The sequence below is a fragment of the Laceyella putida genome, from assembly GCF_042665195.1.
Lineage (GTDB): Bacteria > Bacillota > Bacilli > Thermoactinomycetales > Thermoactinomycetaceae > Laceyella > Laceyella putida.
This window is the reverse complement of record NZ_JBHTBW010000040.1, coordinates 1-22775: the sequence shown is the minus strand read 5'-3', so window position 1 is coordinate 22775 and position 22775 is coordinate 1. Positions and strand designations below refer to the sequence as shown.

The window sequence follows — 22775 nt, the reverse complement described above, 5'->3', positions numbered from 1 at the left end:
TTCAGTATAATCCAACACATGAGCGGTGCTCAACCCACTGGTAGTGGGTTTTGTTCCTATGTACGTCATGATATGGGGTTCCAGTGGCGAACCAATCTCTCCCACCGGGTAAAATCATGAGAGTGAGTAAAACGGAACTGGAACGCTGGTAATAGGCGTTCCGCCCATGTGGGTACATGCAACATGAGTTGTAGAACTGCATGGGACGGGCTGATGAGACAGCCCTGAACTTGGGAGTTGCATGAAGCAGAAATGGATTGAGTGCGCTAACTACCCAAGAATCCCACGGCTTCAGCCGTGTGGAGTCTCAAGCAAGCGGATTAGACCTGCGCGGCAAACAATTGCCATATGGCGCAAGGAAGCGTGTTTTTCCCTTCTTCTCCAACATCACGAAAATCATACCAACCTTTTATACCTCCTCAATCCGCCTTTTACAATGGACGCTTAATCTATCATCAGAGGAATTTTTCCTTCCAATGGCGGTTGAAGGAGGAAAAAGAGTGATGAAAATTGCGTTGTTTACCGATACGTATTTCCCCCAAATCAATGGTGTCTCGCTGACGTTGCACCGCCTCGTCCAATACCTCTCCACACAGGGGATCGCCATCCAGGTCTTCGCACCTGATGCCAGCGACGAAGATTTTTTTGCTGAGCATCTGCATTCGTTTGTGAGCTTTCCTTTTTTTCTGTATCCCGAATGTCGGATCGCGATCCCCAACCCCTTCTCCATCAGAGAAATCATCGAGACAAACAAGCCCGATTTGATCCATGTCGCCACACCTTTCAACATGGGACTGACTGGACGGTACGTAAGCAAAAAATACAACATCCCCTTGGTCGCCACGCACCATACGCATTTTGACCGCTATCTGAAGTATTATCACCTCGACTTTGTTTCCCCATGGATTTGGAGATATTTGGAGTGGTTCCACCAACCCTGCTCAACCGTACTCGTCCCTTCCCACGAAACCAAGCGGGAGCTGATGAACCACGGATTCAAAAGTGTGGACGTGTGGCCGCGCGGCGTGGATACGTTCCTGTTCACGCCGGAGAAAAAAAGCGAACACATCCGCGAAAAATATCAGATTAAAGAACGCTACATCTGCCTTTATGTGGGCCGGATCGCTCCGGAGAAAGATCTCGATATCTTGATTGAGGTGATCACCCGCCTGCCGGACGGCGTTCGCGAGCACATCCATTGGCTCATTGTCGGTGATGGGCCCATGGCCGCGCAGATGCAGGAGAGGGGATTGCCCCACACCACCTTAACGGGATATAAGCAAGGGGAAGAGTTGACCCGGATGTATGCGAGCGCCGATCTCTTCGTCTTCCCGTCGACGACGGAAACGTTTGGCAATGTGGTTTTGGAAGCGCTGGCTTCGGGAACCCCCGCCATCGGCACCCGTTCCGGCGGAGTGCAAGAGATCATTCAGCACGGACGCACAGGATGGTTATGCCCGCCACGTTCAGCGGACGACATGATCAAAGCCATCTCGTCCTTCCTCGATCAGCCACACCGGATCGAAGAAATGGGCAAGCATGCTCGCGCTTACGCCTTAACCCAGTCATGGGATGCCATTCTTCAACAGATGGTGGACACGTACCAATGGTCGCTTCGACGAACAACGGAACACCCCCATTCTGCCTGATAAAGGAGCTGCCTCGCATGAAAGTAAGGAAAGCGATTATCCCGGCCGCCGGGTTGGGCACGCGTTTTTTGCCCGCAACGAAAGCGTTGCCCAAAGAGATGATGCCGATCATCGACAAGCCGGTGATTCAGTTTATCGTGGAAGAAGCCATCGCTTCAGGCATTGAAGATATCCTGATCATCACCGGACGCGGCAAGCAGGCGATAGAAGACCATTTTGACAAATCGGTAGAACTGGAAGCGATCCTCGAGGCTCGCGGCAATGTCCCTGTGCTTGAACAGATTCGCCATATCGCCAACGTCAATATCCACTATATTCGCCAAAAAGAACCGCGCGGCCTGGGGGACGCCGTGTATCAAGCGCGTTCGTTCATCGGCCACGAGCCCTTCGCTCTATTGCTGGGAGATGACATTGTCGAAATGCCGGCCGAATCCCCTCCATGCACCAAACTGTTAATCGATCAATATGAACGGACGGGAGCATCCATCATCGGCGTGCAAGAAGTGCCCTGGGAACATGTGCCACGGTACGGCATCGTCAAGACACTAACCGCGGAGCTGGTTCCGGGAGAAGCTTCCCCGATCTGCGACTTGGTTGAGAAGCCCTCTCCCTCGCAAGCACCTTCCCGCCTGGCGATCATGGGAAGATACATTTTGCCCGCTTCGATCTTCGCTCATCTCGAACGAACCCCACTAGGCTTGGGCGGGGAACTGCAGCTGACCGATGCCTTGAAATTGGCCTGCGCCGAGGAACCCCTCATGGCCTATCACTTTCCGGGAACACGCTATGATGTGGGCACACCGCTCGGCCTGATCACAGCCAACCTGATGTTTGCCTTGCGCCATCCGCAAATCGGTTCAGAGGTTGCGCGTTTAATGGAACAGCACCTGGATAAAGCAGCTCAGCTTGCAAGGGAGGCCGGAAAATGAAAATCGGAGTCATCGGGTTGGGTTATGTCGGATTGGTGACTGCCGCTTGCTTGGCCAATAACGGGCATCAAGTGATTGGGGCCGATATCGACCGTTCCAAGATCGAGCGATTGCATCGCGGCCAGGCGCCCATTTATGAAGAAGGGCTTGATGAACTCTTGGCACAGGCGCGGGCGCAAGGAACCATTGAGTATATGACGGATATTGCGCAAGCGATCAAAGAGTCCACCATCCTGTTTGTGGCGGTGGGTACGCCTTCCCTGCCGGATGGGTCGGCCAATCTCGACTACGTGTGGGATATCTGTGAACAGATCGCCACTTACGGGCAAGACGGGCAATTGATCATCCTCAAAAGTACGGTTCCCGCGGGAACAACAGATGCGTTTGCCGAAAGGCTGATCCAAAACAACCACACCCGTTTTCTCGATGTGATCCACAATCCTGAGTTTTTGCGCCAAGGGCAAGCGGTACACGACTTCCTCCATCCAGACCGCATTGTGATCGGCTATGAAAATGAATCGGTCATCCCCATGATCAACAAACTTTATCATTTCAGTGAGGCCCCCATCCAATTTTGCCGTCGCACCAGTGCGGAGCTGATCAAATACGCGGCCAACTCTTTTTTGGCGATGAAAATCTCCTATATCAACATGTTTAGCCAACTCTGTGAAGCCTTTGGGGCGGATATCTCCGACATAGCCAAGGGAATCGGAACAGATCCGCGCATCAGCCCCCATTTCTTGCAAGCGGGGGTCGGCTATGGCGGTTCTTGTTTTCCCAAGGATATCCAAGCGCTGATCCAATTGGCCAAAGCGCACGGGCATACGTTGCCGCTTTTGGAAGCGACCCAGCAAATCAACCGGCGGCAAATGACCCACTTCACGGAGAAGTTGGAACAACGGTTGGGCACCCTGGATCGTAAACGCATCGCCTTGCTCGGCCTGTCCTTCAAGCCCCACACCGATGACATCCGTGAAGCGCCGGCGCTTCGGTTCTGCGAGATCTGCATGGCCAAAGGAGCGAATATCCTTGCCTATGACCCATTGGTGCGAGCGTTTCCTTATGCTCATGTAAAGCTGGTTTCAGACCCCTACGCCTGCATGGAAGGGGCTAATGCCCTGGTGATCCTGACAGATTGGCCGGAATTCCGCACACTGAACTGGCAACGGGTGTGCGCGCTCTTGCGCGAGCCACTGCTGTTTGATGGACGCAATCTTTTTTCCACACAGGAAATCAAGTTTTTGTCCCAGTCGCATCCGCTGGAGTATCACTCCATTGGCCGCCCCCATGTGAAGGTATTTGAAACAGCGCATCAGGTACGGTAGAATGAGAGACGTAATGTGAAGAGAGGAGAGTTCTCACATGGCAATCAAAGGCCGTATCGAATTGGAAAACGGGGGCGAAATCCTCATTGATTTTTACCCCGAAGCCGCACCCAACACCGTCAAAAACTTCCAAAAATTGGCGAACGAAGGCTTTTACAATGGACTGACTTTCCACCGCGTCATCCCTGGCTTTGTCAGCCAAGGCGGGTGCCCTCATGGATTGGGCACGGGCGACGCTGGATACACCATTCCTTGTGAAACGCAAAACAACCCGCACCGCCACGTGCCAGGAGCGCTATCCATGGCGCATCGCGGTCCCAACACGGGTTCTTGCCAATTCTTCATCGTCCACGAATCCCAACCGCATCTAGATGGGGTGCATACCGTGTTTGGTCAAGTGACTTCCGGCTTGGAGCATGTAACCAGCATGAAACAAGGCGAGAAGATGAAAACGGTGGAAGTTTGGGAAGAAGAATAAGCGGCAATAAAAAGACTGCTACCCTGATCAAGGTTAGCAGTCTTTTTCAACTCGTTATGTGAGGGTTCACTACACACTCGCCTCTTCTTTCCGTCTGCATTGATAAATGCGGGCAATACCTGCGGCGATGCATTGGGCATATTCTTCGCGAAATTGGTAATCGGACAACAGGTGGTTGTCTTCAGCGTGCGTAATAGACAAAGATTTGACCGCGATCGCTGGCATTTTCACTTGTCTAAGCTCCAAGAGCTGTCCATCGATCCACTCTGTGTCGTTTTTCTTACCCAAATCAGCCACCCCATACTTGCGCATGAAAAAGGCGATTTGATTATGGAGCCAACATTGGATTCGGCGCGCTTCATGACCTGCGATCACACTGACATAAGAAGCAAATCCGGATACGTTCGGATCAAGCGAAGCATGGGTATGAATACTTAAAAATAAGTCCGCGTCACACTGATTCGCCCACCGAATCCTTTCTTCCGCGCTCAAACGGATGTCCAGGGAACGCGTCATCGTCACCCGAATGCCGTCATAGTGAAGCAGCTCTCGATGAATACGGCGCGCAATATCCAAACACACCTCTTTTTCTGTCAACATAGGACCCACCGCACCGTAATCTTCGCCACCGTGTCCAGGATCTAAGCAAACTAGCACCACTTCGTCACCTCACGACTCACCATTCTCCACTCCTCGCTGTCCTATTCATTACTCAGTTCCCGTCTTACACTATACCAAAACACCTATTCCAAGCCCAAACTTTTTCTTTTTCCAAAATAAAACGCAACGTGGGCAAGGGTTAAGGCTAATCAAAAAAATAGTAACTTATTTTGCGGGCCCAGCCATTTATTCCTGCATGGAAAATGAGAACAATGCGTTAACAAAATAAGAAGGCGATTCTCCATCAGGGAAAATCGCCTTTTGCCGAACAAAGTCAGAAGCTTTCTTTGATCACCAATTGGTCAAGCGGCAAGCGGGTGGTCGGGCGGGCCGGAGTTGCCGCTTTGCCGATGGAGATCAACATGACCGGAATGTACCGTTCGGGAATGTTGAATTCCTTGATCAGCGCTTCACGGCTGAAGCCTCCCATGGGGCAGGTGTCGTAACCTTTCGCTTTGGCCGCAAGCATCAATTGCATCGCCGACAACGAAGCGTTCATAATCGCTTCATCGCGTGCCAGTTGGGGGTTGTTCGCATAGGCGCCATCCACTTGGGATACCATGTTGTCATGGATCTCCTTGGTGATTTGTCCGGCGTTCAACGCTTCGCCATAGATCTGATGGGCCGTTTTATTCGCTTCCAGGTCCCCCAATATCGCGACTGTGACGCAAGCGTCAACCACTTGTTCTTGGTTGTAGGCAATCGGCAACAATTTTTGCTTTTGTTCCGGGGAAGAGATCACAAGATACCGCCAATGTTGCAGGTTCCAAGAGGATGGCGCTTTGGCCGCGAGGGTGAGGATTTCCTCCAGGTCGGCTTGCGGCATTTCCACGCCGGGTTGGTATTTACGCACACTACCACGCGTTTGCATGACATCGATGGCAGAAATCGCTGTTGGTGCTGTCATGATTCGTCTCCCTTCTGTTGCTTAAGAAAAATAATTTACCATCATTATACTTCATTTTAGTAATCTAGTATACATTCATAAGCATTTATGATTTGGGTAAAAAGAAAACGGGTTAGCCTTTAAACACTCTATCTCCTTTTCCAACCGTCCAAGTCCCTTTTCAGTTTATCCAACTTAGACGCCATTCGATCCAAAAAGCTCCTTTTGGGAAGAGACTGCCTTTGCCATATAAAGATCCGGAAAAATGCGGGAATGCAAAAAGGGGCATCTACTTTATTGGATGCCCTTGATTCGAATAAGAAATATGATGGTGAAACGTCCAAAATTAGACAATGTTCTTTTTATAGGAGACGGCAGTCTAACATTTGGCTCCTGTGGATTCAATTGGATCCGCTTGCTTTCCTATCTGTGCTCACCATCAATTTGTGAGAAATTCCGTTGAGTCAGCGAGCCTTTACTTTTACCCTTGCAGCGAGGCCGGAGCGTCTCAATAATCTGATGATAGCTGCGTTCGATTTTCTGAGAACCTCGTTTATATCCATGGTGAGCAATTTACGATCCTTCTTCACCACACGACCGTTTACCATCGTCAAGACAACATCCGTGGATTTAGCTGAGTACACGATACGTTTGTAAATGTTTTGCCTGGAGTTGACTTCCCGCTCATTCGGCCATGCGTGCGGGGTTCTCAAATCAAGGATAACCAAATCTGCCTTCTTTCCAACTTCAATACTGCCGATCTCATTCTCCAAACCAAGGGCACGGGCACCACCAAGGGTGGCCATTTCAAAAGCTTTTTTGGCACTGGGTTGAATGGTTGGAATCTCGTGGCGGCCTTTTTGGAGCGTGGCAGCCAACCGCATTTCAATGAAAGCGTCGTTATTATTGGTGTCTGCCGCGGCGTCGGATCCGATTCCAATGTTGATTCCTCGTTTGATCATCTGCGGTATGGGGGCGATTCCAGAAGCGAGATAAAGGTTGGCCGCAGGGCATAGGCGTTTAACACCCTACAGTCCTTAGACAAACAAAAGGATCAGGGACACTTCGTCATTTTAGACGCCGGGGGAATGCTCTGCGGAAAGCGGAACACATAATCCGGATCATGCTTTCGCTTAACGCAACGAAGCCTTCGTACGTTGCCGCCGTAATAAGAAGTTAAATAATCTTTGATGTTTGTGTCGGGATTTCCAACGTAATCGCCTCTCGTATACGGAAGCAGGCGTCGACGGAGCACTTCCAATTCGCGGATTCGTTTGTTTGCGCTTTCATTTTTCAACCATTCGACGTTATACAGAAAAAACAACTTGGCCTTGCGATAGAAGAACGCCGTGTCAGTCGGCGATTTATCTTGCAAGGCACCGCCAAGAGAATAGATTAAAACATTCAATAATGGAGAAGTTGTGTTCTGCAAAGTCTTTCGTATGATTTTAATTGCCTTTGGCGGCAACGGCCTCATTGCAAACGCACCCGATGTCTTGTATTCCGGTTTTGGACCCGTAAATACTGCCGTAGACTCCTCAAACAATTGAATCGCTTCGACCCATGGTACTAACTTGATCGTTTGCTTGTTCGGTCGACCCGTATTCAATAGAGGCGCCAGCTTTCGGCGAGCTTCTTTTGGCGCGCCGTAAAACACGCCAAAGGCACTCAGCGGTGATTTCTTGAGTTTTTTCGACGGGAAGACTTTTGGCCATAAATCGAGGTGTGAAAACCATCGTCTGTCAGCTTTCAAAAAGAAGTTCTGCCATGCATGAATCACCTTTTCAACCGGTTGGTTCCAATCCCAATCGATTTTAAACCAGGTCACCGGTTTGGCTGGGTACACCTTTAGCGTAATCGAAGTGACAATACCGAAGTTGCCTCCACCACCGCCCTGGGAGGCCCAGAAGAGGTCTTTATGCTCATTGTGCTTGGTGGCATGGATGATGCGCCCATTGGCATCCACCATTTCCAGACGAACCAAACTGTCGCAAGTGAGACCGATCCTTCGCAAGAGCGGACCCATGCCACCAGTCAACACAAGCCCAGAGATGCCCACATCAGAACAGGTTCCTCCAACGTGGGTAAGACCTCTCTGGAAAAGTTTGGTGTAAAGTTCATGGCCGGTGACTCCAGCCTGGACTGTGGCGATCCCTTGGGACTTATTGACGTGCACCTGCTTCATTTCACTGACATCTATTACAATGACCCCGGTACCAGTCGAGTAAGCTATATGATGATGCCCACCGCTTCGCACTCGGATGGGTACCTTGTGAAAACGCGCCCATCTAATAGCGTTTTGAACGTCCCGGGTGTTTTGGCAATAGACGATCACGGTGGGAAATTTGAAAAATAGAAATTGGAGTCTAAACGCGCATTGTAGTAACCCGGGTTCCTTGGAAAAATAATACGACCAGTCAGTTTGGGACGGTTTAACTTGAGTTTGAATCTTTCACGGCTTCCTCCATTGACTTTTCTCTTACTATGTCTCATAAATTCCTCCTTTATAATCGTAGATACTGATAGTAAATGCAGACATGAGTCAATTTAATTGTTGTGGGTGTGAACTCCTTATGTTCAGCCTAAGTTCGCGTCCATTTCTCTTATCGCTTTGTTCCCCCTAGCTCTGATAACGTAGTAGAAAAGATCAATAACACCCGTTAAACTGTCTTTAAACTTAATAAAGCCCCTCTGAATGAACAGAGAGGCTTTTCAGCATGCATCCACATCTCATTGATTATTATCTTTTCTCACGAACAGTGCACAGCACTCCACATGCCCCGTTTGCGGAAACATATCCACCGGTTGCACCTCTTGCACATGGTATCCCAGTTCTTGTAAGATTTTGGCATCCCGGGCCAGCGTCGATGAGTTGCAAGAGACATACACCAGCCGTTCGGGTCCCATGCCCGCCACCGTCTTGAGCAATACCGGGTCACAGCCCTTCCGCGGCGGATCGACGACGATCACATCGGGTTGGATCCCTTGGCTGAGCCACCGGGGCATCACGGTTTCGGCCGCCCCGACTTCAAAGTGCACATGCTTGATTCCATTCAGCTTGGCATTGGCTTTGGCATCGCGAATCGCTTCGGACACGATTTCGACCCCATACACCTGTTTGGCGTGTTTGGCCAGATACAGCGCAATCGTCCCTATGCCGCAATAAGCGTCGATCACGGTCTCTTCCCCCGTCAAGGCGGCATAACGCAACACTTGGTCGTACAGCACCTTGGTCTGGCTTGGATTCACTTGATAAAAGGAATGGGGAGAAATGGCGAATTTCACCTCGCCAATCGTATCGTGGATCACGCTTTTCCCCCACAAAACCTTGTTTTTCTTCCCGAGTATCACATTGGTCCGTTTGGGATTGATGTTTTGAATCAGGGATGTCAAACGCGGAAACGCTTCGACCAGCCGCTTGACCAATTCATCGCGCCGCGGCAAGGCCTCCCCGTTTGTCACCAGCACGATCATCATTTCACCCGTCTGAAAGCCCACCCGCACCATGACATGGCGCAAAACCCCTGTGTGTTTCGCTTCATCATAAATGGGGATGTCAAGCTCATCAGCCAATGCCTTGACTTTGGCGATGGCCTCATCATTCGTTTCATGTTGGATCAGGCAAGAATCCATATCGATAATCTGATGGGTTCCCGGCGCGTAAAATCCGGCAACCACTTTCCCTTGCCGCCTGCCAAAGGGCACCTGCGCTTTATTGCGGTAACGCCACGGCTCTTTCATGCCCAATACCGGGCGGATGGGCACTTCATCCAATCCGCCGATCCGCGCGAAATGATCGATCACCTGTTGCCGTTTGTATGTAAGCTGCGCCTCATACGAGAGATGTTGGACTTGGCAACCTCCACATTCCTCGTAGATGGGGCAAGTCGGTTCCGTGCGATCCGGGTGGGCGGCGAGGATCTCCAACAGTTTCCCCCGCGCATAATTTTTTTTGACCAACTCAATTTGAACCTTTACTGTTTCGCCGGGCACGGCCAACGGGACAAAAATGGTAAAGCCCTCATATTTCCCCACGCCCGCTCCATCATGCGCCTGACCCGTCACCTCTAATTGAATCACTTGTCCTTGTTGAACAACCAAAGAAATTCCTCCATTAGTGTATGATCACATGTATTCTATCCCGTTCAAAATCAAACGCGCAACCGGGGCATCTCCCCACGCTTGGCGGCATGAAATATTCTTTCCCAACGTTTCATCCTTAACATCAGGTGAGTCAAGCGGGCCGTTTTTAATTTTTCCTCGCCAGGCTTTTTCCATGACAAAAAACGCTCACCGATCCGATGAACGCCTATGGACAAAAGATTTCAAGATGGTGCGGCAAGATCTCAAACCTTCCCATCAACTCGCCGCCATGTTCCCCATCCAAATTTAACTTTAATGTTTCGGGCGTATCAACCTCTATTTGATCTGTCTGGAAATAGACCACCCGTGAATCGCGCACATGCTCTCCCTTCATCGCCAACGTGGCCAATTGCAGGAGATCGGACATGTTGGTCTTGGGCACAACCAACACATCCAGCAAGCCATCGCTTAAATTGGCCGCAGGCGCCAACCGCTCAAAGCCCCCCACTGACACGCTGTTGGCGACGACAAACAGCAACGTCTCCGCTTCCCATTCCCCTTGTGCCGTCTTTAGGCGCAGGGGAAACGGTTTGTGCAACGTTCCCAGCTTTTCAATCGCTTTCGCATAATAAGCGAGCGGTCCCATCACTGTTTTGAGGCGGCTGGGCGCTTCATAGGTCACTTCGGTGATCCGGCCCGCGGCAGCCACATTGATGAAATAGCGGTCGCCGAATTTGCCCACATCCACCGAAGTGCTTCGGCCCGTGGTAATCACGTCGCAAGCATCCTGGATATCCCGCGGCAACCGCAGCGCCCGTGCCAGGTCGTTGGTCGTGCCCGCCGGCAAAATGCCCAATTTGGGAGGTTGTTCATAACTGGCCAACCCATTGACCACTTCATGAATGGTTCCATCTCCTCCCGCTGCGATCACGACATCAAATTTCCGTTCCGCCGCTTGGCGCGCTTCCTCTGCCGCCGCCCAGCGATCGGGTGTCGCGTAGCAAGAAGTTTCATACCCCGCTTGCTCCAACTTGGTCAACAACCTTGACAATTGTTTGGACACCATCTCCCGCCCCGCAGTTGGATTATAGATCAGGCGAGCGCGTTTCATGTACTGCCCACCCCCTGTACACTCTCAACGAATGGTTTTCTTAATACACTAGTTTACCTATCTCATCCTCCCATTTCACATCGAGTTCGAACAATCCTGTGTCGATTTTCTATCGTTTTGTCAGCATTGATCATGAATACACAAAAAGCAGCTAACCTCAAGGCCAGCTGCAAAGAAACTTGAACAAACTCAACCCTAGAACGATAGTGACTTTGCCCTCAAGCTCACGAGGACAGGCCCGCGCCGGACGACGAAGCTACTTCCCGATAAAGCGACCAAGGAACGCAGACTCAAAAATCGACTCCCCGGACTACTTTGTCAGCGTGCTCCATGGTTGGCGCTATTTTAGTGAGGCAAGAAGACCAATTGGAACAGGAAAAGGAGCGAAAACACATAGACCAAGGGATGAACGTTTTTCCCTTCTCCTTTGAACAGCTTCATCAACGGGTAAGAGACAAAGCCCAGCGCGATTCCGGTCGCGATGCTGGATGTGAGAGGCATGCTCAAGATCACCAAGAAAGCGGGAAACGCTTCATCTATCCGGTCCCACTTGATATTCGCCACATGGCCCATCATGAGCGACCCCACTACGATCAAAGCGGGGGCCGTAATCGCCGACAAGCCTGACACCGCACTGACCAGCGGGCTGAAGAAAGCCGATGCCGCAAACAACAGCGCCACCACGACCGCCGTTAAGCCTGTACGTCCTCCCGTCGCCACACCCGAGGCCGATTCGATATAGGCGGAGGTTGGGCTTGTCCCGAAGATCGAACCGACCAGCGTGGCCACCGAATCAGCCAAGATCGTCCGCTCACCGCGCGGCAAATGGTCTCCGTCCATCAGTTTCGCTTGTTTCGCCACACCCAATACCGTACCCGTCGTATCAAACAAAGTGACCAACAAGAAGGAGAACACGACCGCATACAAACCGAACTGCACCACATCTTGAAAAGCGTCGACCGGATGGGTGACCGCCAACTGTTCCGGTAATTTGGGCACAGCCACAATCCCCTTGTTGAAAGAGAGTTTTCCCATCAGCGTGGCGATGATTCCCGTTCCCAGCATGCCGATGAACAAAGCGCCGTTCACATTCAAAGCCAGACAGACGAGCGTGATTGCCAATCCAATCAACGTCAGGACGACGGAAGGAGAGTGCAAGTTGCCAAGGGCGACCAAGTTGCTTGGATGGTCCACCACCAATCCCGACATGCGCAACCCGATGAACGCGATAAACAGCCCGATCCCCGCCGTAATGGCGTTTTTCAGGTTGCTGGGAATGACTTCGATCAGCTTGGTGCGCAAGGGCGTCAAGGAAAGGAGAACGAACAGCACCCCCGCCACAAAGACGGCGGCAAACGCGGTTTCATAGGTCAATCCTTTATGCGCTTGCACGACGGAGTAAGCAAAATAGGCATTCAGGCCCATCGCCGGTGCGATCGCGATCGGGTAATTGGCAAACAGCCCCATGATCAGCGTACCCACAATGGTGGCGATCACCGTGGCGATAAAGCTCATCTCAAACGGAACGCCAGCGTCCTGCAAAATTATCGGGTTAACCACGATGATATAAGACATTGTAAAAAACGTCGTCAAACCGGCGACAATCTCTTTCTGTACCGTTGAGCCTTTTTCTTTGATATTAAACATGAATAATTTCCTCCGAAAAACGAATATTAAACATCCCGAACATTATATTATTCGTTTTTTGCGCTTTTTTCAATGGGTTTATTTTCTTCTGTTCCATAAAAACGTGTTAATTGAAGTATGTGTTTCCCCATTCTAATCCATACAGAAAAACAGCATCTTCCCGCCGTTTGCACGCGAGAAGATGCTGCTCCATTTTCATGATTGGATTATTTTTCTAACCAGTTCGTATGGAAAATGCCTTCTTTGTCCACCCGTTGATACGTATGCGCGCCGAAATAGTCGCGTTGCGCTTGCAACAGGTTAGCCGGCAATTGCTCCGAACGGTAGCTGTCATAGTAGCTCAGCGCACTGGCGAAAGCCGGCACCGGAATGCCGTTCAGCACCGCCGACGCCACCACTTCACGCCAGGCTTCCTGATACTTTTCCACAATGCCTTTGAAGTATGGGTCCAACAGCAAGTTGGACAGGTTGGCGTCGCGGTCGTACGCTTCTTTGATGTTTTGCAGGAAACGGGCCCGGATAATGCAACCACCGCGGAAAATCATCGCGATTTCGCCCGGCTTCAGGTTCCAGCCATACTCGTCAGACGCCGCTTTCATCTGGGCGAAGCCTTGCGCGTAAGAGCAGATTTTGCTCGCATACAGCGCTTTTCTGATCGATTCGATAAACGCTTTGCGATCATGGATCACCGTGCAGCCCGGCTTGGGACCGGAGAGCAATCGGCTCGCTTTGATCCGCTCTTCTTTCATCGCTGACAAATAACGCGCATACACCGATTCGGTAATGATGGTGAGCGGCACACCCAAGTCGAGCGAACTTTGGCTGGTCCACTTGCCGGTCCCTTTTTGGCCGGCCGTATCCAAAATCAACTCAACCAGCGGTTTTCCGGTTTCTTCGTCCACTTTGGTAAAAATGTCCGCCGTAATCTCAATCAGATAGCTGTCCAACTCACCCTGATTCCATTCGGCAAACACTTCGTGCAACTCTTGGGCATCCATATTGAGCAGATGTTTCATCAGGAAATAAGCTTCGCAGATCAATTGCATATCCCCGTACTCAATGCCGTTATGCACCATTTTCACATAGTGGCCGGCACCGTCTGGACCGATATATGTACAACACGGCTCTCCATTCACTTTGGCGGAAATCGCCGTCAAGATCGGTTCAACCAATCGGTACGCCTCTTGTTGCCCCCCCGGCATAATCGCAGGCCCTTTCAATGCCCCTTCTTCACCGCCAGACACACCCGCGCCGATGAAATGAATTCCCGCTTCGGACAATTCTTTGTTGCGGCGTATGGTATCTTGGTAGAAGGTATTACCGCCGTCGATCACGATGTCACCCGGCTCCAAATATTTTTTCAACTGGGCAATCATGTCATCCGTCGGTTTGCCCGCTTTCACCATTAACAGGACGCGGCGCGGTCGCTCCAGCGAATCGATGAACTCTTCCATCGTGTAAGTTCCCACCAACTTCCGGCCCGCTTGTTCTTCAAGCAGTTGCTTGGTTCTTTCAGGCGAACGGTTGAACAGGGACACCGTATATCCTCTGCTCTCGATGTTCAATGCCAAGTTTTTTCCCATGACTGCTAAGCCAATCACACCAATATCACTTTTTGCCATATTTTTCCCCATCCTTTGCTTTTCATACTCGTATAACAGATATATACCCTTAAACAACCCTCTTTTATATTATTAATAAAGAAGTTCCCTTTTTCCAATGATTCTTGCAAAAAAATAATGGATCATTATAAATCGAAGAATGGAATATCCCATTCAAATGCTCTTTCCACAAACCAGGCCAAGCCCAACAAAGCAATCACGAGCGTCAAACCCCGCGCAACCCAGATGAAGGCGCGCTGCCGCCACAAATAGGCCAACAGGGGCCACACGAGTGCCACAATCACCAACTGCCCCGCCTCTATCCCCATGTTAAACGAAAACAGCGCAGTCAACAAATGATTTTTTGGCAATTGAATATCGGCCAACGATCCCGCAAATCCCAAGCCATGGATCAAACCGAAGTAAAAAGTGATCACCCAGCGCCGCAGCCATGGCTCCCCTTTTTCCAACCACAGATTCTCCAGCGCCACAATCAGGATGCTGAGGGCAATCAAGGCTTCCACCCATTTGGACGGAATCGCCAGGATGTTCATCATCGCCAGAAACAGGGTAATGGAATGGGCAATGGTAAAAGAGGTGATCACTTTGACCATCTCTTGCCAACGATCCCTCACCAAGAGGAGCGCAAACAAGAAGGCCAAATGATCAAAACCAAACCATATGTGCTCCACGCCCAGTTGGAAAAACTCTTTCGAAGCCACCCACCAAGACAGGGCGGTTCCGGCATGGAAGGTTAATTCCCGGGCACTTTGGCTAAAGACAAACGTGCTTTCGATCCCCGTTTCAACGAGGGTTAACACATTTTGGTGCTGTTTCCCCGCCACATCGAAAAAAAGGTCATCCACAAAGGTTAGCTTTCCCAATTTTTCATTGGATGAATAGGTCAGATGCAATTTCAGGTGCGTATGGTCCAACCACCGAACATCCTCCAATCGCCCTTGCATCCGTTTTCCTTCATTGCTGATTTGAAATTTTTGACTGACGACTTGCTGCAATTTCGATTTCACTTGGGGGGGCAAAGGGGAACCTTTTTCCAGTTCAACTCCCTTGATCCGTTTCAACAGAGCCGCCTCCACCAACATCTGTACCGAAAGGGATTTCTCTTGCAAGACCGCTTTCGTTGACACCAGCGTCAGGGGATGGGCGGACCCTTGATATGGCGGAAGAAGAAAACATAAGACCAAGATGAAAATCCACCCACAACCCCATCGCCCTCTTTTCTTCATCGGCATCGCTCCTCAGCAGACTTTTTTCCCGATTATATCATGATCCACAGGGGCTTTTGTCCTATTATTAAACCCCCTTAGATTTTGCCGCCTAAGGGGGTTTTTTGCTTTCTTATTGCCGTCCGCTTGCCCACGCTTCTTGCACAACTGCCTCAATCCAGCGTGAGACCAAGGGGCTGGGCAAGTACGCTTGGCCTGTATACACGACCTGGACGCCTTGCATCCGGGCCGGGATTTTGACACGAGTGAAATAGCCTTCGCTCAAAAAGAGCGGCAACACCAGCACCCGATACCGGGTTGCCAACCCAAGCAACCGCTCCCGCACATTATCCGGCAAGGTCATGGCATAAGTGGCCTGCCGAAACCCCAGCTTCGCTTGCAATTGCCCGGCCAGGCTCCGCATACCGGTTTCCCATCTCTCGTAAAAACCGGCCACATCACTTCCATGACCGACAAGAACCAAAGCTTCTTCCGCCGGATTGGAGGAAAGATCCCGCGCCCGTTCAGCCAGAATGTCAACGATCAGCGGATGATCATCCATCGCCGGACAAAGGTGCACATCCATCCCCACTTCAAGCGGTTCTTCTTCCATCGGCAAGCGGGTTTCCCGCTTCACCCCCAGCAGATGCCCAATCTCCTCGATATGGGTGCTGCCCGAGGAAACGAAGAGGGGCACAACGGTAAGATGAGTGACGCCTTGCCGCTTCAACGCCTCAATTCCCACCGGAATCGAGCGGTCGGGCACCAATTCCAGAAAACTGGCCACCACCGGCGCATCCAGCGCGACTAGTGACACCGCGTCGTCAACCAAGCGCACCCAATCCCTTTTGCTTGAACCATGTGCGATCACCAGTACACCGCGTTTTCCCATCCAGCCTCACCCCTGTTTTCCAAACTGCCTACCTATGCGCGTTGCCTGTATATCCGACGATACGACTGGAAGCAAAGAAAAGCGAAGAAAAAGCTAACGATCCCGCTCAATATGCTGATGGATACAATCAACAGGTTAACCAGGCCGTCAGCCACCAACAACACGATCGTCAAAACATAAATATTGCGGGGAAACGGCTTTCCTCTCAACTCATGATAAGTGACGTAAAAGTACAAGGCCACCAAAAACGAATGGATGGCGTAGGCAGCAGGCAATTGAGCGACAAACAGTTGGTAAACCCCTCCGCCCAGAAACAAAATGGCGATGATCAGATAAAAAACCAGCACCCATCCGCCTCCTTTTGTAAAAGGAGCCCGCCCTTGCCCAGGCGAGCTCCCAACCCTTTATCGGCCGATTTCTTCTTTGATTAACTTATTGACCAATTGCGGATTGGCTTTTCCTTTGGTCGCTTTCATCACTTGACCCACGAGGAAACCAAGCGCGCGGTCTTTTCCGTTCTTGAAATCTTCCACTGAATCTTGATTGGCTGCCAGAACTTTGGCCACTTCTTCACGGAGTTGCCCTTCATCACTGATTTGCACCAAGCCTTTTTCTTCAACGATCACGTGCGGTTCTTTGCCTGAAGCAAGCATTTCTTTAAATACTTGCTTGGCGATTTTGGTGCTGATGGTTCCTTTTTGAATCAATTGGATCATGCCCGCCAGATGGGCTGGGGTCATCACGATGTCCGTGATCTCTTTTCCTTCGGCATTCAGGTAACCCAACAGATCGGTGATCACCCAGTTGGATGCCAATTTGGGATCCACTTTTGCCGCAACCACTTGCTCATAGTAATCGGCAACCGTTTTCGTGGCGGTGAGGATCGACGCATCGTAGTCGGACAGTTGGAATTCGCTCATGTAACGCGCTTTGCGTGCATCAGGAAGCTCCGGCAACTCGCGGCGAATCTCATCTTTCCAAGCCTCGGAAATCTCCAGGCGCACCAAGTCCGGCTCTGGGAAATACCGGTAATCATGCGCCTCTTCTTTGCTGCGCATCAGCTTGGTGCGGTTTTCATTTTCCAACCAACGCAAGGTTTGTTGGGTAATCCGCTCGCCACGGTCCAACAGCTCCGCCTGGCGCTCTTGTTCATACTCGAGCGCACGCTCCACGTTGCGGAACGAGTTGAGATTCTTCATCTCCGTCTTGGTTCCGAATTCCTTTTGCCCCACTGGACGCAAGCTGATGTTGGCATCACAGCGGAGGGACCCTTCTTCCATCTTCACATCCGATACGCCGGTGTACTGGATGATCTGTTTTAGCTTTTCCAGATAAGCTCTGGCTTCGGCCGGGGAGCGCAAATCGGGTTCGGACACGATCTCGATCAATGGCACGCCGACCCGGTTGAAATCGACGAGAGAACCTTCACCCTCTTCCAGGTGATTCAGTTTTCCCGCATCTTCTTCCAAATGAAGGCGGGTAATGCCAATGCGCTTTTTCTCCCCGTCCACTTCAATCTCAATCCAGCCGTTTTGACCGATCGGTTGATCATACTGCGAGATTTGATAAGCTTTGGGTGAGTCTGGATAGAAGTAGTTTTTCCGATCGAACTTGCTGTATTCGGCAATCTCACAGTTCAACGCCATGGCCGCCTTGATCGCGAAATTGACGGCTTCCCTGTTCAAAACGGGCAATACCCCTGGATGTCCAAGGCACACCGGACAAGTATGGGTGTTTGGAGGGGCGCCAAACTCCGTGGAGCAACCGCAGAAAATTTTGCTCTTCGTGGACAGCTCCACGTGCACCTCCAGTCCGATCACTGTTTCGTATTTGCTCATGCGTGCTTCCCTCCCAACGGCGGAACAGGCAGGCGTTCCGTTTCTTGCTCAAACGCGTGTGCCACACGGAGCACAGTCGCTTCATCAAACGCTTTTCCGATGATTTGCAGACCGACCGGCAAGCCCTCGGCCAACCCGCATGGCACACTGATCGCGGGCAACCCAGCCAGATTGACGGGGATGGTCAAGATGTCGTTCATGTACATCGTTAGCGGATCATGAATGTTCTCACCGATCTTAAAAGCGGTTGTCGGCGTGGTTGGGCCAACGATCACATCATAGTTCGCAAACACCTGTTCAAAATCTTGGCGGATCAGGGTGCGCACTTTTTGCGCCTTCAGATAGTAAGCATCATAATAACCCGAACTGAGCGCGTAAGTACCCAGCATAATCCGGCGTTTCACTTCCGAACCAAACCCTTTGCTCCGTGTCTCAAGGTACATGTCGAGCAGGTTTTCGCCTTGTTGGCGCACACCATAACGAACCCCATCATAGCGGGCCAAGTTGGAGGAAGCCTCCGCCGGTGCGATCAGGTAATAAGTGGCCACCGCATAGTCCGTATGGGGCAACGACACTTCTTCCACACTCGCCCCCAGCTGTTCCAACTTCTTAATGGCCGCTTGGATTCTCTCCCTTACCCCCGGGTCGATCCCTTCACCCATCATTTCTTTTGGCACCGCCACTTTGAGTCCCTTGATATCGCCCGTCAAAGCGGACAGGTAATCAGGCACCTCCACTTGGGCCGACGTGGAGTCTTTGGCATCATGCCCCGCGATGGCTTGCAATACGAAAGCCGCATCTTCCACATTTTTGGTCAGAGGACCGATCTGATCCAACGACGAAGCAAAGGCGACCAAACCAAAACGGGAGACGCGCCCGTAAGTTGGTTTGAGGCCGACGACACCACAAAAAGCCGCAGGTTGGCGGATCGATCCGCCCGTATCCGAACCAAGGGCATAGTATACTTCTCCCGCCGCAACGGCAGCCGCCGATCCACCGCTGGAACCGCCCGGCACCCGAGAGAGATCCCAAGGATTATAGGTTGGATAGAAGCCGGAGTTTTCCGTCGAACCACCCATGGCAAACTCATCCATATTCAGCTTGCCGACAAAAACCGATTCCGCCTCTTTGAGCTTGTCAACCACCGTGGCATTGTAAATCGGGTTGTAGTTGGCAAGCAATTGGCTGGCACAGGTGGTGGTTAGCCCTTCGGTGCACAAGTTGTCCTTCAGTCCGGCTGGCAATCCCGCCAACAAGCCGCGCCGATCGGCGTTTGCCCACTTTTGGTCAAGCTCGTCCGCCCGGTTTCTCGCCCCTTCCGCATCGACTGTCAAAAAGGCGCGCACGTCACCGTCCACTTCTTCAATTTGCTTAAGGGACTCTTCAACCAGATCGCGGGCGGAAATCTCACGGGCCGAGAGCCGTTTATGTATATCCTTCAGCGATTCACGCAATAAAGACATCCTGTTCCCCCCTATTATTCAAATACCGCTGGCACGCGGAACATGCCATCTTGTTGTTCAGGTGCATTCGCCAATGCTTTCTCGCGATCAAGCGAAGGCCGCACCTCATCTTCCCGCAACACATTGGCCATTGGCAACACATGGCTGGTCGGCTCCACATTCTCGGTATCAAGCTCATTCAATTTTTCCACAAATTGGAGAATATCGTTAAGCTGGGACGTGTATTGATCCGCTTCTTGCTCGGTCAACTTCAACCGGCCCAGCATCGCTACTTTTTGCACTTGTTCTTTGGAAATAGACAACTTCCTTCACCTCCGCTAGCTTGAAGACCCATTATCATAAGTCAAACCTTCTCACAGTATAGCACAAAACAACCGCAAACTCTCACTATCTTGAACCATTGGTTTTGATCGCACCCTCTCAACCCGTCGCAACGATTTATCCCAATTAACGAAATTCAATTTTTTGTCGAAATATTAAATTGCCTCTATTATAATATGATTAACCCTTTGGCACATTTTCACCCAATATCCCCCGAACAGAAAGGAGGTACCGTTACGAAGCCGGTTATGTCGTAACGGGAAATAATGGCGAAATCACGTTGGTATTCTTGGTTGATCTGGGCACTTATCTCCGTTTTGGGTGCGTCTGGGTTTGCGGTGCTCGCCTTAAAGCGGGGGGAATCGGTCAATTCTCTCTGGTTGTTGACTGCCGCTGTCTGCACTTATGCCGTCGCTTACCGCTTTTATAGCCGATTTATGGCCAGAAAAGTGTTTGAATTGGATGATAACCGGAAGACGCCCGCAGAAATCCATAACGATGGCAAAGACTTCGTCCCCACGAACAAGTGGATCTTGTTTGGGCATCACTTTGCGGCCATCGCGGGCGCGGGTCCTCTCGTGGGTCCGATTCTGGCCGCCCAAATGGGATATCTCCCCGGAACGCTCTGGATCATTGTCGGCGTTGTGCTGGGCGGTGCGGTACAGGATTTTATCATTTTATTTGGTTCGATGCGTCGAAATGGGAAATCGCTTGGGGATATGGCCCGTGAGGAAATCGGCCCAATCGGTGGCTTTACCGCCTTATTTGCGGTTTTGGGTATCATGATCATTTTGTTGGCTGTGCTCGCCCTGGTTGTGGTCAAAGCGCTGGCTGACAGCCCTTGGGGCATGTTCACCATCGCCATGACGATTCCGATCGCCTTGTTCATGGGAATTTATATGCGGTTTATCCGTCCGGGGAAGGTATTGGAAACGTCCCTGATCGGCTTTGTCCTGCTGATGCTCTCCCTGTACATGGGACAATGGGTATCGACGCATCCGACGCTGGCTCCGATCTTCACTTTGGAAGGAACCACGATCGCCTGGCTGATGATCATTTATGGTTTTGTCGCTTCCGTAATCCCTGTCTGGCTTTTGCTGGCTCCAAGGGATTATCTGAGCACCTTTTTGAAAGTGGGCACCATTTTTGCCTTGGCTGTGGGCATCCTGCTCGTCATGCCTGAACTCAAAATGCCCGCCCTCACCAAGTTTATCGACGGAACAGGTCCCGTGTTTGCGGGAGACCTCTTCCCATTTGTCTTCATCACCATCGCCTGCGGGTCAATTTCCGGTTTCCATGCCTTGGTTTCCTCGGGAACGACTCCCAAGATGATCGCGCGAGAGTCCCATGCGACCATGATCGGCTATGGGGGCATGTTAACCGAATCATTTGTCGCGATAATGGCCTTGATCTCGGCCTGCGTATTGACTCCTGGCGTTTACTTCGCCATGAATAGCCCCGCCGCGGTGATCGGCACCGATGTGGCGTCAGCCGCCGCAGCTGTGTCCCAATTTGGAGACGTTTTCAAAATCACGCCCGCCGATTTACAGAACCTGGCCAATTCGATCGGCGAACAAAGCGTCTTGTCCCGCACGGGTGGAGCGCCGACACTGGCGGTGGGAATGGCGACCATCTTCTCCAGCATCATCGGCGGAAATGCCTTGATGGCGTTCTGGTACCATTTTGCGATCTTGTTTGAGGCCGTTTTCATCTTAACGACCATCGACGCCGGTACCCGGGTGGGCCGCTTCATCCTGCAAGACCTGATGGGCCGCTTCCTCCCCAAATTGGGCAAGACGGATTGGTATCCCGCCAACATCATCGCCAGTGGCCTGATCGTAGCGGGATGGGGTTACTTCCTCTATCAAGGCGTAATCGATCCGCTGGGCGGAATCAACACCTTATGGCCGCTGTTTGGCATAGCCAACCAGATGCTGGCCGTCGTCGCCTTGGTAGTGGGCACCACCATTCTCATCAAGATGGGAAAAATCATCTACGCTTGGATCACCGTGGTTCCGCTTGCCTGGCTCACTACGGTCACCATGACCGCAGGATGGCAAAAACTCTTCCATGACGCCCCCTCAGTCAGCTTCCTGAAGGCAGCGGACAAATACCAACAAGCGATCCAGTCCGGTCAAGTGCTCGCGCCGGCCAAATCCTTGGAAGATATGCAACGCATCGTGTTAAATAACCAAATCGATGCGATTTTAACCCTCATCTTCATGGTGCTCGTGGCCATCATCATTCTCGATGCCGTCCGGGTCTGGTACAAGGTACTGATCAAACGGGAAACGCTCCCTCTCAAGGAAGCGCCCTACGTTCCCCACCAACCCAGCGCGTAAAGGAGGAGAACGATGGAGAAACAAGCAACCTGTCCTTTTTGGTTGAAGCCATTGAAAGCATTTGCCCTGTATCTGAATGAAATGGCGGGAGTGCCCAACTACCAACGGTATTTGGAACATTTCCGCCGGCATCACCCAGGTGAAATCCCACTCACCGAAGCAGAATTCCACCGCCGGGCCACCGACGAAAAGTACGGCGGCGGAAAGATTCGGCGGTGTTGTTAGGCAAAAAGCCAGACAGTCTGATGACTGTCTGGCTTGAGGCTGCTGACAAACTGCCTTGAAAGGCAGGGTCAGCAGCCTTTTTTGTCGAATCAATAAAAA

19 protein-coding genes and 1 pseudogene are annotated in these 22775 nt (G+C 51.3%); 6 read left to right on the top strand and 14 right to left on the bottom strand.

Annotated elements, in window-relative coordinates; translation table 11 throughout:
• Positions 1-503 precede the first annotated feature (503 nt).
• From ACFQNG_RS12280 to ACFQNG_RS12265, 4 genes are read left to right on the top strand one after another with little or no spacing between them, the layout of a single operon-like run.
• Positions 504-1649: a glycosyltransferase family 4 protein gene (locus tag ACFQNG_RS12280; protein ID WP_379865370.1), complete on the top strand. Its 1146-nt coding sequence runs from the start codon at positions 504-506 to the stop codon at positions 1647-1649.
• Positions 1650-1666: 17 nt separating this feature from the next.
• Positions 1667-2578 (top strand): UTP--glucose-1-phosphate uridylyltransferase GalU, encoded by a 912-nt coding sequence (gene galU, locus ACFQNG_RS12275; protein WP_379865368.1) that lies wholly within the window; start codon positions 1667-1669, stop codon positions 2576-2578.
• On the top strand, positions 2575-3903 hold the full coding sequence (locus tag ACFQNG_RS12270) for a UDP-glucose dehydrogenase family protein (protein WP_379865367.1): 1329 nt from the start codon (positions 2575-2577) through the stop codon (positions 3901-3903). The genes galU and ACFQNG_RS12270 overlap by 4 nt, the downstream gene beginning before the upstream one ends.
• Positions 3904-3940: 37 nt before the next feature.
• A complete protein-coding gene (locus ACFQNG_RS12265) occupies positions 3941-4381 on the top strand; it encodes a peptidylprolyl isomerase (protein WP_379865366.1) in 441 nt (146 codons plus the stop codon).
• A 69-nt stretch (positions 4382-4450) separates the two neighbouring features.
• Here ACFQNG_RS12265 and ACFQNG_RS12260 read toward each other — a convergent pair whose 3' ends face one another.
• The 14 genes and pseudogenes from ACFQNG_RS12260 to gatC all read right to left on the bottom strand — a co-directional run bounded on the left by ACFQNG_RS12260 (position 4451) and on the right by gatC (position 20090).
• Entirely contained in the window at positions 4451-5038 is a 588-nt protein-coding gene (locus ACFQNG_RS12260; protein WP_379865365.1) for an N-acetylmuramoyl-L-alanine amidase family protein, read from the bottom strand.
• A gap of 277 nt (positions 5039-5315) precedes the next feature.
• Positions 5316-5948, bottom strand: a complete 633-nt coding sequence (locus ACFQNG_RS12255; RefSeq protein ID WP_379865364.1) for a nitroreductase family protein — start codon at positions 5946-5948, stop codon at positions 5316-5318.
• 443 nt (positions 5949-6391) lie between these two features.
• Positions 6392-6931: pseudogene (locus tag ACFQNG_RS12250) on the bottom strand (amidohydrolase family protein); the annotation flags it as partial.
• A gap of 50 nt (positions 6932-6981) precedes the next feature.
• Positions 6982-8262 (bottom strand): FAD-binding oxidoreductase, encoded by a 1281-nt coding sequence (locus ACFQNG_RS12245; protein WP_379865363.1) that lies wholly within the window; start codon positions 8260-8262, stop codon positions 6982-6984.
• Between the two features lie 395 nt (positions 8263-8657).
• Positions 8658-10028, bottom strand: coding sequence for a 23S rRNA (uracil(1939)-C(5))-methyltransferase RlmD (gene rlmD, locus ACFQNG_RS12240; RefSeq protein ID WP_379865362.1), 1371 nt, complete (start codon positions 10026-10028; stop codon positions 8658-8660).
• 208 nt (positions 10029-10236) lie between these two features.
• Positions 10237-11121: a diacylglycerol kinase gene (locus ACFQNG_RS12235; protein WP_379865361.1), complete on the bottom strand. Its 885-nt coding sequence runs from the start codon at positions 11119-11121 to the stop codon at positions 10237-10239.
• 345 nt (positions 11122-11466) lie between these two features.
• The gene (locus ACFQNG_RS12230) at positions 11467-12768 is read right to left on the bottom strand and encodes an NCS2 family permease (protein WP_379865360.1); all 1302 of its coding nucleotides are present in this window, start codon (positions 12766-12768) and stop codon (positions 11467-11469) included.
• A 206-nt stretch (positions 12769-12974) separates the two neighbouring features.
• Entirely contained in the window at positions 12975-14390 is a 1416-nt protein-coding gene (gene gndA, locus ACFQNG_RS12225; RefSeq protein WP_379865358.1) for an NADP-dependent phosphogluconate dehydrogenase, read from the bottom strand.
• Positions 14391-14515: 125 nt separating this feature from the next.
• Positions 14516-15616 carry a HupE/UreJ family protein gene (locus tag ACFQNG_RS12220; RefSeq protein ID WP_379865357.1) on the bottom strand — a complete coding sequence of 367 codons (1101 nt, stop codon included), beginning with the start codon at positions 15614-15616 and terminating at the stop codon, positions 14516-14518.
• Positions 15617-15728: 112 nt separating this feature from the next.
• Entirely contained in the window at positions 15729-16487 is a 759-nt protein-coding gene (locus ACFQNG_RS12215) for a sirohydrochlorin chelatase (RefSeq protein ID WP_379865356.1), read from the bottom strand.
• 32 nt (positions 16488-16519) lie between these two features.
• Positions 16520-16834 (bottom strand): hypothetical protein, encoded by a 315-nt coding sequence (locus ACFQNG_RS12210; protein WP_379865354.1) that lies wholly within the window; start codon positions 16832-16834, stop codon positions 16520-16522.
• Between the two features lie 57 nt (positions 16835-16891).
• On the bottom strand, positions 16892-18325 hold the full coding sequence (gatB, locus tag ACFQNG_RS12205; protein WP_379865352.1) for an Asp-tRNA(Asn)/Glu-tRNA(Gln) amidotransferase subunit GatB: 1434 nt from the start codon (positions 18323-18325) through the stop codon (positions 16892-16894).
• The gene (gatA, locus tag ACFQNG_RS12200; RefSeq protein ID WP_379865351.1) at positions 18322-19788 is read right to left on the bottom strand and encodes an Asp-tRNA(Asn)/Glu-tRNA(Gln) amidotransferase subunit GatA; all 1467 of its coding nucleotides are present in this window, start codon (positions 19786-19788) and stop codon (positions 18322-18324) included. The genes gatB and gatA overlap by 4 nt, the downstream gene beginning before the upstream one ends.
• A 14-nt stretch (positions 19789-19802) precedes the next feature.
• Complete coding sequence (gene gatC, locus ACFQNG_RS12195) at positions 19803-20090, bottom strand: Asp-tRNA(Asn)/Glu-tRNA(Gln) amidotransferase subunit GatC (RefSeq protein ID WP_379865350.1); 288 nt, start codon at positions 20088-20090, stop codon at positions 19803-19805.
• 285 nt (positions 20091-20375) lie between these two features.
• Between gatC and ACFQNG_RS12190 the strand changes: the two genes are divergently transcribed.
• Both ACFQNG_RS12190 and ACFQNG_RS12185 read left to right on the top strand, forming a co-directional pair.
• The gene (locus ACFQNG_RS12190) at positions 20376-22451 is read left to right on the top strand and encodes a carbon starvation CstA family protein (RefSeq protein WP_379865349.1); all 2076 of its coding nucleotides are present in this window, start codon (positions 20376-20378) and stop codon (positions 22449-22451) included.
• Positions 22452-22463: 12 nt separating this feature from the next.
• Positions 22464-22676 carry a YbdD/YjiX family protein gene (locus tag ACFQNG_RS12185; protein ID WP_379865348.1) on the top strand — a complete coding sequence of 71 codons (213 nt, stop codon included), beginning with the start codon at positions 22464-22466 and terminating at the stop codon, positions 22674-22676.
• Positions 22677-22775 lie beyond the last annotated feature (99 nt).

Bases quoted from the DNA above. Each gene is read 5' to 3' on its own strand.
- gatA (WP_379865351.1), bottom strand. From the start codon at position 19,788: ATGTCTTTATTGCGTGAATCGCTGAAGGATATACATAAACGGCTCTCG.
- ACFQNG_RS12220 (WP_379865357.1), bottom strand. From the start codon at position 15,616: ATGAAGAAAAGAGGGCGATGGGGTTGTGGGTGGATTTTCATCTTGGTC.
- ACFQNG_RS12255 (WP_379865364.1), bottom strand. From the start codon at position 5,948: ATGACAGCACCAACAGCGATTTCTGCCATCGATGTCATGCAAACGCGT.
- galU (WP_379865368.1), top strand. From the start codon at position 1,667: ATGAAAGTAAGGAAAGCGATTATCCCGGCCGCCGGGTTGGGCACGCGT.
- gatB (WP_379865352.1), bottom strand. From the start codon at position 18,325: ATGAGCAAATACGAAACAGTGATCGGACTGGAGGTGCACGTGGAGCTG.
- ACFQNG_RS12280 (WP_379865370.1), top strand. From the start codon at position 504: ATGAAAATTGCGTTGTTTACCGATACGTATTTCCCCCAAATCAATGGT.
- ACFQNG_RS12190 (WP_379865349.1), top strand. From the start codon at position 20,376: ATGGCGAAATCACGTTGGTATTCTTGGTTGATCTGGGCACTTATCTCC.
- gndA (WP_379865358.1), bottom strand. From the start codon at position 14,390: ATGGCAAAAAGTGATATTGGTGTGATTGGCTTAGCAGTCATGGGAAAA.
- ACFQNG_RS12215 (WP_379865356.1), bottom strand. From the start codon at position 16,487: ATGGGAAAACGCGGTGTACTGGTGATCGCACATGGTTCAAGCAAAAGG.
- ACFQNG_RS12270 (WP_379865367.1), top strand. From the start codon at position 2,575: ATGAAAATCGGAGTCATCGGGTTGGGTTATGTCGGATTGGTGACTGCC.
- ACFQNG_RS12185 (WP_379865348.1), top strand. From the start codon at position 22,464: ATGGAGAAACAAGCAACCTGTCCTTTTTGGTTGAAGCCATTGAAAGCA.
- ACFQNG_RS12230 (WP_379865360.1), bottom strand. From the start codon at position 12,768: ATGTTTAATATCAAAGAAAAAGGCTCAACGGTACAGAAAGAGATTGTC.
- ACFQNG_RS12235 (WP_379865361.1), bottom strand. From the start codon at position 11,121: ATGAAACGCGCTCGCCTGATCTATAATCCAACTGCGGGGCGGGAGATG.
- ACFQNG_RS12265 (WP_379865366.1), top strand. From the start codon at position 3,941: ATGGCAATCAAAGGCCGTATCGAATTGGAAAACGGGGGCGAAATCCTC.